This window comes from Flavobacterium frigoritolerans (genome assembly GCF_025847275.1).
GTDB classification, from domain to species: Bacteria; Bacteroidota; Bacteroidia; order Flavobacteriales; family Flavobacteriaceae; genus Flavobacterium; species Flavobacterium frigoritolerans.
On the sequence record NZ_JAOZEV010000002.1, the window covers coordinates 405,474 to 417,560 of the forward strand.

Consider the following 12,087-nt stretch of genomic DNA (forward strand, 5'->3'; position numbering starts at 1 on the left):
TGCTGACCTCTTATAATTTAGAAGCTAGTTTATCTTTTTTTGATCTAGCTGGTACTGAATTTTGTCTAGCTGTACTTTGTGACTGCAAATCATCTAATACATTTATAGCCTCTTCAACATATATATCTTTAGATAATGCCTGATGCCAACTTTCTCTTTTTTCTTTTAAAGTAGGATCCTTTGCCATCTCTGCTATTTCATATGGTAAAGAAGTAAATTCTAAACTATTTTTATAATCTGTAATTGGCTTATATTTTTTAGCCTCAGCCTCAACCTCTGTTTGAGCCTTTTTAAAATCAGCAATATTCAAACTATAGCTATTCTCTTTACTCTTAGTATCAATCCATTTTGCATTATCCTCTATCAATTTAAACTGAGGATTTTGAGCAATACGTGCTTTACTATTTGCAATGGCTTGATTAAAACTTGAATTATTATTCCAAGTAGTATACTCAGCTGGATCTATTTTATCCCATGGCATTGCGTTATCAATGTCACGTTCGCCCATCTTTAAATATGCATAACGATCTGGCGCAACAATATCACTACGTACACCTTCTAATTGTGTAGATCCTCCATTGATTCTATAAAACTTTTGAGTAGTTATTTTTAAAGCTCCCAGGTCTCCGAAATCACTACTGCGAACGAACTGATTTAGATCGATAACATTTTGAACAGTACCTTTCCCATAAGTTTGTTTACTTCCTATTATGACACCTCTTTTATAATCTTGAATCGCAGCTGCAAGAATTTCTGAAGCCGAAGCTGAAAAACCATTTACCATGATTACTAAAGGACCATCCCATTCTATTTTTTTATCACGATCATAAAGAACTTCTTTTTTTCTTCCCGCAGATTTAATCTGTACAATAGGTCCTTGCTCTATAAATAACCCTGCAATGTCAACTACTGTAGATAGAGAACCTCCTCCATCATCACGAACATCAAGGATGATACCGTTTACATTTTCTTTTTTAAGTCTTTCAACTTCAAGAGCTATATCTTTCCCAGCATCTCTACCATCTTTGTTTTCAAAATCAATATAAAATTTAGGCAAATAAATCACCCCGTATTTTAATCCATTTTTATCTACAATACTAGATTTTGCATACGTTTCTTCTATCTCTACAATATCTCTAATAATAGAAATTACTTTAATTGTTCCGTCAACTTTTTTAACTGTAAGACGAACTTCTGTTCCTTTATGTCCTTTGATTTTTTTAACAACATCATCAAGACGCATACCAACAACATCTACAGGTTCATCGGTTCCTTGTCCTACTTTTATAATTAGATCACCTGCTTCTAATTCTTTACCTCTCCAAGCTGGTCCTCCTGAAATAAGCTCAGAAATTTCGGTAAAGTCATTTTTCTTTTGCAGTTTAGCACCAATACCTTCAAGTTTACCACTGATATTAACATCAAAACGTTCTTTTTCTTCTGGTGCAAAATAACTTGTATGCGGATCAAAACGAGCCATAATTGAGTTTACATAAACCGAAAACCAATCGCTTCTTTGTAAATCTTTAATAAAACCAAAGTATTCATCTAATGATTTCAAAGAATTATCTCTTGTTTCTTTCTCTAAAACTTCAAAAGTTTTTTCTTTATAAGCTGGATCTTTTACTTTCTTTTCGGCTTCGATATTCTCTTTGGTAACTAGAGAAGACAATGTAGACAGCTTAATTTGCTTTCTCCATTTCTCAACCATTTCGGCAGAAGTTTTTGCATAAGGCGAATTTTCATAATCTGTACTGAAAGTCTCGTCTACTTTATAATTGAATGGATGAGCCAAAATAAGTTTATATCTCTTTTTGCCTTCTTCCATTCTTTTCATTAAACGAGCATAAGTAAGATTGAAAAATGTCAAATCTTTATTTACAAATTGATCATCTAATTGCAATTCATACTTTGCAAATTCATCAATATCTGATTGCAAGAAAAATCTTTTAGATGGATCTAATGCTTCTATATAATCTTTATAAACCCCTTTTGAAAATTCATCATTCATTACAGGAGGGCTATAATGTCCTTTCTCGATTACAAAAGCAAGTAATTCCAAAAGCATCTTATCTTTATTCGGGTCTGGGTCAATTCCTTTATCGCTATTAATTTTAAATGCAAACAGTGTAGCAGATAAACAAATAACGGCTAGGATAATTTTATAATTTCGTTTCATAAATTTAATAATAGCATTCATCAATTTTTTAATCTAATTTACGGTAAAAACTATGCCAACAAAATATGGACCGCATAATTTTTTGTTAAAGATATAAATATAGTTTTTCTTTCAATTGATTAAAAGGTCCAACTTCGCAAATTTAAGATATTTTGTTACTATTTTAAGAAATTCAGTTACTACATTTGCTAATAAAAACCCTACATCCCTATTTTTCCATTATATTTAAAAAAAATGAATTCAAAAAAACCTTTGATCTTAGTAACCAATGACGATGGTGTTTCGGCACCTGGAATTAGAGCTTTAATTAGTGTAATGTCGCAAATTGGTGAAGTTGTTGTTGTTGCACCAGACAAACCTCAGAGCGCAATGGGTCACGCCATTACCATAAACAGTACTTTATATCTTAACAAATTATCCAAAGAAGGCGATTCAATAACAGAATATAGCTGTTCTGGAACTCCTGTTGACTGTGTAAAACTGGCTGTAAATGAGATTTTAAAACGCAAACCTGACTTATGTGTTTCGGGAGTAAACCATGGGTCAAACTCCTCTATAAATGTAATTTACTCTGGAACTATGAGTGCTGCTGTCGAAGCTGGTATTGAAGGAATTCCTGCAATAGGTTTTTCTTTATTAGATTATGATTGGAATGCTGATTTTGACAGTATAAAATCTTTCATCAAAAAAATTACTCTAGAAACACTAGAAAATAAATTACCTGAAGGTGTTGTTTTAAACGTGAATTTTCCGAAATTAAAAGAGAACGAAATTAAAGGAATTAAAATCTGTCGTCAGGCGAAAGCACAGTGGATGGAGAAATTCGACAAAAGAAAAACTCCTTCTGGAAAAGATTACTATTGGCTTTCTGGCGAATTTGTAAATCAGGACAAAGGAGAAGACACTGACGAATGGGCTCTTGAAAACGGATATGTATCAGTAGTACCCGTACAATTTGACTTAACGGCACATCATACTATGCAACAACTTAATAACTGGAAGTGGAATGAATAATACAAAAAACAGAAAAGATTTACTTATTGGTTTTGTTATAGGACTGATGGCTTCAGTATTAGGTAGTTTTCTCTTTCTTACTTTACTTACTGATTTTGACGTTTCAAACGGAATGGAAAGCATTCGAATCATAAAAAACTATGGATACCTTAGTAAGGTTATTACTCTTGGTTCAATTTTATCCTTAGTAGCATTTGGTGTATTTTTAAAACAAAACAAAGAATTTAGAGCTAGAGGTGTTGTTTTGGCTGTTATTATATTAGCCCTTCTCACTTTATTAATTTAATTTATCTTTGCAATTATAACAAAGTTCTCGTTTCTGATTTAACGACAACTTAAATAACTTCCATTCTCAAAAACAAAAACATGAAATACTACATTATTGCTGGAGAAGCCTCAGGCGATTTACATGGTTCAAATTTGATGAAAGCCTTATATAAAGAAGATCCTAATGCCGAAATTCGTTTTTGGGGAGGTGATTTAATGCAAAAAACTGGCGGAACATTAGTAAAACATTACCGCGAGCTGGCTTTTATGGGATTTATTGAAGTTATCTTTAATTTAAAAACGATACTTAGTAATATTTCTTTTTGCAAGAAAGATATTTTACAATTTAAACCAGATGTTCTTATTTTTATAGATTATCCTGGTTTTAATATGCGCATTGCTAAATGGGCAAAAGCACTAAATTATAAAACCCATTATTATATTTCGCCACAAATCTGGGCTTGGAAAGAAAGCCGTATTACAAGTATTAAACACGATATCGATAAGATGTTTGTAATCTTACCTTTCGAAAAAAGTTTTTACGAAGACAAGCATCATTTTCCTGTAGAATTTGTCGGCCATCCGTTAATTGATGCCATTCATAACCAGCCTCCATTTGATGAAGTAACATTCAGAAAAGAAAACAACTTAAGCGAAAAACCTATTATTGCGATTTTGCCTGGAAGTCGAAAACAGGAAATCACTAAAATGCTTTCGGTAATGCTTAGTGTTGTAAATGATTTTAAAGAGTACCAATTTGTTATTGCTGGTGCTCCTAGTCAGGATTATTCTTTTTACCAACATTTCGTAACCAATGATAATATAAAGTTTGTATCTAACAAAACCTATGCTTTATTGCAATCTTCGACTGCTGCTTTAGTTACTTCTGGAACAGCAACATTAGAAACTGCTCTTTTTAAAGTCCCTGAAGTCGTTTGTTATAAAGGAAGTTGGGCTTCTTACCAAATAGCAAAACGTATTATTACCCTTAAATATATTTCGTTAGTAAATTTAATCATGGATAAAGAAGTAGTTACTGAACTTATCCAAGATGATTGCTCTCCAAAACGAATTAAAGAAGAATTGGCGAAATTATTAGAACCTAATTATCGTAAAACTCTTTTACACAGCTATGATTTATTAGAAGAAAAACTTGGTGGAATTGGTGCCAGCGAAAAAACGGCAAGATTAATCGTAGCAGATTTACAAAAATAATTCATCAGCTTAAAAAATATTGTCTTGAAAAACATATTATCCATACTAGTCTTATTACTGTTATTTGCATCATGTAAATCGACATCGCCTGTCACTACAACTAAAAAAGAAGACAATCCCAAAACAATCGTAAAAGATTTGATTTATACGGCTTCTGAAAATATTGGTGTACGTTATAAAGCTGGCGGAACTACAAATAAAGGATACGACTGTTCGGGATTGGTATTTACTACATTCAACTCTGAAAATATTAAATTACCAAGAACCTCATTGGAACAATCAAAAATTGGAGAAGTTATCAATCGAAACAAAGCCAAAAAAGGCGATTTGATATTTTTTAAAACCAACAGAAGTTCACAAATAAACCATGTTGGATTAATTGTAGAAATTAGTAGTGAAGAAATTAAATTCATACACTCCTCCACATCAAAAGGAGTAATAATCTCTTCTACTAAAGAACCTTATTATCGGGACTCCTATGCGCAGGTTAATCGCATAGTGGAATAATTTCTAATCGTTTTTTATTTTTTTTTAAATTTTAACCTATTTTAATCATAGCTCACGGTTTCAACCGTGTGAGACTGATTGTGATAATACATTGCTCTCCAACGGTTAAAACCGTTGGCAATATTTATATGTCTCCCATTAGTTTGGTTTACATTATTTGAGTTTCCTCAAATCAAAAGGCAAAGTAGAAATTAAAAATAACCAAGGTTATTTCTTACAAATTATTGTATTTTAGCTACATGAAAGTACTAGAATTCCCTTTGGCAAGAATAACAATTAGTTTTATGATAGGTATTTTACTTGCTTATTGTCTAAGTCTCTCTATTACTTTTACCTATATATCACTTTTTGCTTCAATACTCCTATTTTGTAGCTGTTATTATTATTCAATACATAAACCGAAAAGAGTAACTTACTTTGGGATTGCTACTTATTTATTAGCCTGTTGCATCGGTATCACAACCCAAACTCTCCATACCGAATCATTTCAAAAAAGTAATTATACTAATTACGACAACATCTATGATAAACAACATTTAATAGATTTTATAATTAGTGCAAAATTAAAAAGTAACAATTACAGCGACAGATATATTGCTACTATAAATCAGATTGATCAAAAACCTGCTTCTGGAAAAATAGCACTAAACATAAAAAAAGACAGTACTAAATTAAATCTGGAAATAGGGAATTGTATTCGCGTTAAAGGAGAATTATCAAAAAATAGCTCTCCAAAAAATCCTAATCAATTTGATTACAGTAAATATTTAAACAAAAAACATATTTATGCTCAATTATATATTCAAAAAAATGAAATAACAATTAGCCCTACGATTGAGAAAAGCATTTGGTACTATGCTGCGCGAATGCGAACAAAAATTGTTAAGAATCTAGAGAAAAATGGCTTCAATAAAACCGAAATGAATGTAGCCCTTGCTCTAATTCTAGGTCAGCAACAAGACATATTGCCTGAGATAATCAAAGACTATCAATATGCTGGTGTAACCCATATTTTATCTGTTTCAGGCCTTCATGTGGGCTATATATTAATTTTCATGACTTATATACTAAAACCTATTCCTAACACTAAAAAGGGATCTCTAATAAAGCTCATTATATTAATAATATCTTTATTTGCCTTTGCAGTTATTTCAGGGTTTTCTCCTTCGGTATTACGAGCTGTAGTTATGTTTTCTTTTATAGCAGTTGGGATTCATTTAAGAAGAAGTCTAAATATCTATCACACCTTATTAGTTTCAATATTATTTTTACTTCTCTTTGAACCTGCTTTTATATTCAATGTAGGATTTCAATTAAGCTATTTAGCCTTATTTTTTATTATTTGGTTCCAACCAATATTAAAAAAAATATGGGCTCCAAAAAATAAATTCGCAACTGCAATATGGAATGCATTAACGGTATCCTTTGCTGCACAAATTGGTACGTTACCAATATGCTTATATTACTTTCATCAATTTCCAGGATTATTTTTTGTTGCCAATATAGTAATTATACCATTCTTAAGTGTTATCATGATTTTAGGCATTGTAGTAATGATTTTAGCTGCATTTGATAGTGCACCTATGCTTCTTGTACAACTTCTAGAAAAAAGTATTTTCTATTTGAATAAAATAATAAACAGTATTGCTTCATTTGAAAGTTTCATCATACGAGATATTTCCTTTAATACATTCTTGCTAATCTCTTCGTATCTATTAATAATATCAGGAATTATCTGGTCTAAAAAGCCAACCTTTACTATGCTGTCAATAACTCTGAGTTCAATAATTCTGTTACAGATTACTTTTATTATGAATAGAAAAAATACTGAAACACAAAATGAATGGATTGTATATAATGTAACAAAGAATTCTCAAATTACAGAAAGAACTGGTAACTCTGTTACTTTATTTGCAACTGATACTACTTCGAATAATAATTACTCTTTAACTTCTTATTTGGTAGGCAATTTTGGAAATCTAAAAAATAAAGAAAAGCTAAAGAATGTTGCTTATTTTAATGGTTATAAAATCTTAATTATAGATAACACTGGGATATATCCTAAAAAAATAAAACCCGATATTTTGATAATTACGCAATCCCCTAAAATGAATTTCGAAAGGGTATTAAAAACAATACAACCCAAGATGGTCATTGCTGACGGCACAAACTACAAATCGATACAGCAGTATTGGAAAAAAACTTGTATAAACGAAAAAATCCCTTTTCATTTTACCAATGAGAAGGGATTTTATAAATTGAATTAATAGAGCAACATCCTATTTTTAAATTTCAAAAACGATGATTTCACAAACTTTATTTATTAAAGAATCTAAGTACATCTAGGTTTATATACACAGATATGAACTTACACAACTTAAATATCTAGCTTTCTTAATTAGTCTGCAATACAAAACAATGATTGCTTTAAAAACAAAACTTAAAAATCACTTGGATGCAAAATAGCATTTGACTCAACAATCCATGCCTTTACTCCACCTGATTTATAAGTCATTTTACCTAATGCCTGAAAAGTTGTTTTGCTTTTTCTAACTATAGCATTCGCATAACATATTTCTGGTAAATCTTGAACTCCAAAAGCATTTTTAAGCTTTATATTTTGTTCTTTATCACTATCCGAAGCTTGGCTGTCAGACAAATCTAATTTTACCAAAACAACATTATCTCTTGACCAAAGCGCAAATTCTAAAGTTCTGATTATTTCATTTTGCAGATTATCAGACAAATTATTTGCTGTAAACAAAATTAACATTGGTTTCTTTAATTTATTACTTGCTTCAATACCATCAGTAATATTAGTTTTCCAAACTAAATTTTGCGATTGCACAGTAAAAAATCCTAAAAAGAATAGGGAGAGAAGTAGTTTTTTCATCATAATAAATTGGGGGTTGGTTAATTAAAACAAACGAAATTAACATTTAATTCTAATTATCCAAATTATTTTACAACTAAAAGTATATTTTACGTTTCATTACAAACAATACCCTGTCAATATTATAAAAAAACCAGCATTTAAAGTCAAAATAAAAAACAGAATTACCTTAATAAACTACAAAAAGCTCTTTCCGTATAAAACGAAAAGAGCTTCTTTTATTTATTAATAGCTACTTAAGCTAGCTATTATATTTAATTACTTTTTAACCGGATTAACAATCCCGTCTGCAACTGCAAGCCAAGCCGATGGGCCTCCTGCAACATAGCCTGTAGTACCAAGTCCCTGAAAGTTAACTTTCCCATCCTTGTTCTCTGCTTTTGTAAAATAAACGGTTGGAAATCCTTGAATTCCAAAAACTTGCTGCAATTCATTATTTTGAGCTTTTACCTCTGGAGTTTGTGCTGTTCTTCTTGGAAAATCTAACTCCACCAAAATAACATTATCTTTTGCCCATTTGTTAAACTCAGCAGTTTTTAGGACTTCGCTTTGCAAACGAATACACCAACCACACCAATCACTTCCTGTAAAAAACAATAACATAGGTTTTTTCTCCTTATTACTAACAGCTATAGCCTCTTTTACATCTGTATACCATTTTAGCTCTTGCGCCTGAACCGCAAAAGAACCTAATACTAGCAACAATGCAATAAATATATTTTTCATTTTATTCTTATTTTATTTTCCAAATTTAATGAAAAAATAAACTAGAAAATATTTTCTATTTTACTTCTTGCATTAATTTTTTAATCAATGGCGTACTTACTATTAAAACAATACCAGCTATAAGCGAATAAATTGCCAAATGATAATATCCGTCTGTATAAGCTATCAACTTAGACATAAGTGTAGTTCCAGTATTCGCATTCGACATTTCAGAACCCAATTTCCCTGCTGCAAATTGTCCAAAAGCGCTCGATAAAAACCATAACCCCATCATCATTCCGAAAAGTCTTTTAGGTGATAATTTAGTAATAACAGACATTCCGATTGGTCCAATACATAATTCTCCAAGTGTATACACTAAATACCCTAGGGCAAAAACGTTAAGAGAACTTAATCCATTTGCATCAACAAAGAAACGAGCACTATAAAAGATAAAGAATCCTGCTGCAAGAAGAATAAATGAGAATCCAAATTTTACAACTGTATTAGGCTCAATTTTTCTTTTATAAAGGAATATCCATAACAATCCAATTAGAGGACTAAAAATAATTACGTATAAAGAGTTTATACTATTATTAACCACATTAGGATCTATATTAAAGAATAACAAATTACTTGTTAGATTATCTTTTGCAAACAATGATAACGATCCTCCTGATTGCTCTGAAATAGCCATAAACATGAAATATCCGAAGATAAATATAAATGCCGCCAATAATTTATATTGCTGTTTACGATCTTTAATTCTTAACAGTTCGTACAGAAAATACAATAGAGCAACTGCTCCAATTGTGTACATGAAATATTCTGTAAAATCAGAATTTATCACCATTATATAAATAAGCGGAATTGCTAATAAAGAACCAACGTAAACTCCAATCTCATACATATTACGTTTTTTTGGAGTATGCTTTTCTAATGGTGAATTACCAATAGGTGCTAAATGTTTCTTTGTTAAAAGAAATGTAATGACACCAATAATCATAACTATCGCAGCAGAAAGGAAACACAAGCTCCAAGAGTAATTCTTCCCTAAATAAATAGGAATCGCTCCTCCTAACATTCCACCGATGTTAATACCAGCATAAAACATACCGTAACCAGCATCTCTACGTCCATCATTTTCATGATAAAGTTCACCAACCATCGAAGAAACATTAGGCTTAAAAAATCCAGTTCCAATAATAGACAGCGTAATACCGTAATAGAAAAAATCATGAGGAGAGGCCGCAATGATAAGATTACCTATAATCATAACGATTCCACCAAAAAGCAAAGATTTTTTAAATCCCAAAATTTTATCAGCAAAAATACCTCCAATAAAAGTAAAAGCATATACAAATGCCTGTATGGCTCCATATTGCAAATTTGCTTTCCCTTCTAATAATCCTAATTGGTCGACCATGAAAAATGCCAAAACACCTCTCATACCGTAAAAGCAAAAACGCTCCCACATTTCGACTAAAAACAAATACCACAATTGCTTTGGGTACTTGCCTTTAAAATTTTGTATTTCGTCTAAAGTAATACTATGTTCCATTTATTTATAAATAATTAATTGATACCGTGATCTTTCATCACTTTGTTTAAGTTTTTTACCAAAGCAAACATCAATACTGTTGCAAACATCAATAAGCCAAAGTTCACCCAAAAAAAGTTTATTTTGTCATCATATTGATCCCACATACTAGCTAAAACGCCGCTTAATTTATTTCCGATTGATGTTGATAAAAACCAGCCTCCCATCATTAAGGCTGTAATATTTTTTGGAGACAGTTTAGATACGATTGACAATCCCATGGGACTCAAGAATAACTCTCCTATCGTTATAATTCCATAATTAGCAACCAACCACCAAACCGATACTTTCTCGGCTCCGTTACCACCTATATGAACTGCAGCAATCATTACTAAAACGGATAATGCCGAAATCAATAACCCGAATGCAATTTTAGTTGGTGTACTTGGTTCTTTTTTTCTACTACGTAAAAATGTAAAAAACGCCACTACCAAAGGTGTCAAAATAATTACCCAACCAGGGTTTATTGACTGACTTAAATTAGTCGCCCAAATAGAAACTGTTGCTCCTTCAGCAGGTTTTTTGTCCTCGGCTACGTTTCTAAAATAAACTGGATGATCTACTGTTTTAACCACTTTCCCGTTTTCTTTTTGAAGCCTAAAACTAGCATCATATAATTCTGTTGAATCTTTCGTGAACTTAACCTCTTTAGCCAATTTTAAATTATTGAAAACAGTTTGTGTCGTTCCAGTAATTTCTCTATCTGTATAACGATCTGCCCATGTAGTTAGCGCTGATCCGTTCAACTTAAAAACTGCCCAAAATAAAATAACTACGGCAAAAATAGAAAGCAATGCCCCTATTTGTCGCTTATCTTCTACTTTGGCTTTAAAATATAAACTTCCGTAAAAATAAATCACAGGAATACATGCGAAAATAAATGCATCTGTACTGTCTGAACCAAAAATTGAACTATCTAAATTCATATCAGATTGTACTCCTTTTAGCAACCAACCTATAACTCCAAATACAATAGATGGAACAAGAATATACAATACAATTTTTGAAAATGGCATATCTCCTTCTTGAATTCCTTTTTTATCAGTTTTATTACCATAATGTTTTGTACCTAAAACAAAAACAATTACACCAATAAACATTCCTAATCCTGCAGCCATAAAAGCAAAATGCCATCCTAGAAGTATTTGTAAAGCTGCACCAAAGAAATTACAAATGAAAGCTCCCACATTTATTCCCATATAGAAAATATTGTATCCTTCATCTTTCTTATCCTTGTATTTATCTTCATCATAGAAATTTCCTAGAAGTGTAGAAATATTAGGTTTAAAAAAACCGTTACCTATAATAACCAGCGTCATCGCCATATATAGCATTGTTAAACTATGAATTCCCATCATAAAATAACCTACTCCCATCATTAAGCCTCCAAGAATGATTGAGTTTTTATATCCTAAATATCTATCCGCAACCAAACCACCAATAAAAGGTGTCAAAAACACAAGTGCTATAAAAGTTCCATACAAATCAGAAGCTTCTTTCTCGGTCATAGCAAACCCAGCCTCTACATCTTTTAGATATAAAGTAAAAATTCCAATCATTAAATAATAACCAAAACGTTCCCACATTTCAGATAAAAACAAAAAAGGCAATGCTTTTGGATGATTTTTCCACATAATAAAATAGGTACAAAATTAAAAAATTACCTACCCAAATAAATCGGATAGGTAATACTATTTAAGGCTTCAA

At 31.2% G+C, this 12,087-nt stretch carries 10 protein-coding genes; 5 read left to right on the top strand and 5 right to left on the bottom strand.

Going from position 1 to position 12,087, the window contains the following annotated elements:
* Positions 1-10 precede the first annotated feature (10 nt).
* Complete coding sequence (locus OIU80_RS04375) at positions 11-2,200, bottom strand: carboxy terminal-processing peptidase (protein ID WP_264285825.1); 2,190 nt, start codon at positions 2,198-2,200, stop codon at positions 11-13.
* Positions 2,201-2,413: 213 nt separating this feature from the next.
* Here OIU80_RS04375 and surE point away from each other — a divergent pair, with 213 nt between their 5' ends.
* The 5 genes from surE to OIU80_RS04400 all read left to right on the top strand — a co-directional run bounded on the left by surE (position 2,414) and on the right by OIU80_RS04400 (position 7,449).
* Positions 2,414-3,193, top strand: a complete 780-nt coding sequence (gene surE, locus OIU80_RS04380; protein ID WP_264285826.1) for a 5'/3'-nucleotidase SurE — start codon at positions 2,414-2,416, stop codon at positions 3,191-3,193.
* The gene (locus OIU80_RS04385; protein WP_264285827.1) at positions 3,186-3,479 is read left to right on the top strand and encodes a hypothetical protein; all 294 of its coding nucleotides are present in this window, start codon (positions 3,186-3,188) and stop codon (positions 3,477-3,479) included. The genes surE and OIU80_RS04385 overlap by 8 nt, the downstream gene beginning before the upstream one ends.
* An 80-nt stretch (positions 3,480-3,559) precedes the next feature.
* Positions 3,560-4,675, top strand: a complete 1,116-nt coding sequence (lpxB, locus tag OIU80_RS04390; protein ID WP_264285828.1) for a lipid-A-disaccharide synthase — start codon at positions 3,560-3,562, stop codon at positions 4,673-4,675.
* A gap of 24 nt (positions 4,676-4,699) precedes the next feature.
* Positions 4,700-5,182: a C40 family peptidase gene (locus OIU80_RS04395; protein WP_264285829.1), complete on the top strand. Its 483-nt coding sequence runs from the start codon at positions 4,700-4,702 to the stop codon at positions 5,180-5,182.
* 239 nt (positions 5,183-5,421) lie between these two features.
* Complete coding sequence (locus OIU80_RS04400) at positions 5,422-7,449, top strand: ComEC/Rec2 family competence protein (protein ID WP_264285830.1); 2,028 nt, start codon at positions 5,422-5,424, stop codon at positions 7,447-7,449.
* Between the two features lie 173 nt (positions 7,450-7,622).
* Here OIU80_RS04400 and OIU80_RS04405 read toward each other — a convergent pair whose 3' ends face one another.
* The 4 genes from OIU80_RS04405 to OIU80_RS04420 form a co-directional block, all read right to left on the bottom strand.
* Positions 7,623-8,078 (bottom strand): thioredoxin family protein, encoded by a 456-nt coding sequence (locus OIU80_RS04405; protein ID WP_264285831.1) that lies wholly within the window; start codon positions 8,076-8,078, stop codon positions 7,623-7,625.
* Between the two features lie 255 nt (positions 8,079-8,333).
* On the bottom strand, positions 8,334-8,801 hold the full coding sequence (locus OIU80_RS04410) for a thioredoxin family protein (protein WP_264285832.1): 468 nt from the start codon (positions 8,799-8,801) through the stop codon (positions 8,334-8,336).
* Between the two features lie 55 nt (positions 8,802-8,856).
* A complete protein-coding gene (locus OIU80_RS04415) occupies positions 8,857-10,341 on the bottom strand; it encodes a peptide MFS transporter (RefSeq protein WP_264285833.1) in 1,485 nt (494 codons plus the stop codon).
* A 14-nt stretch (positions 10,342-10,355) separates the two neighbouring features.
* Positions 10,356-12,014 (bottom strand): peptide MFS transporter, encoded by a 1,659-nt coding sequence (locus OIU80_RS04420; RefSeq protein ID WP_264285834.1) that lies wholly within the window; start codon positions 12,012-12,014, stop codon positions 10,356-10,358.
* Between the last annotated feature and the right edge of the window lie 73 nt (positions 12,015-12,087).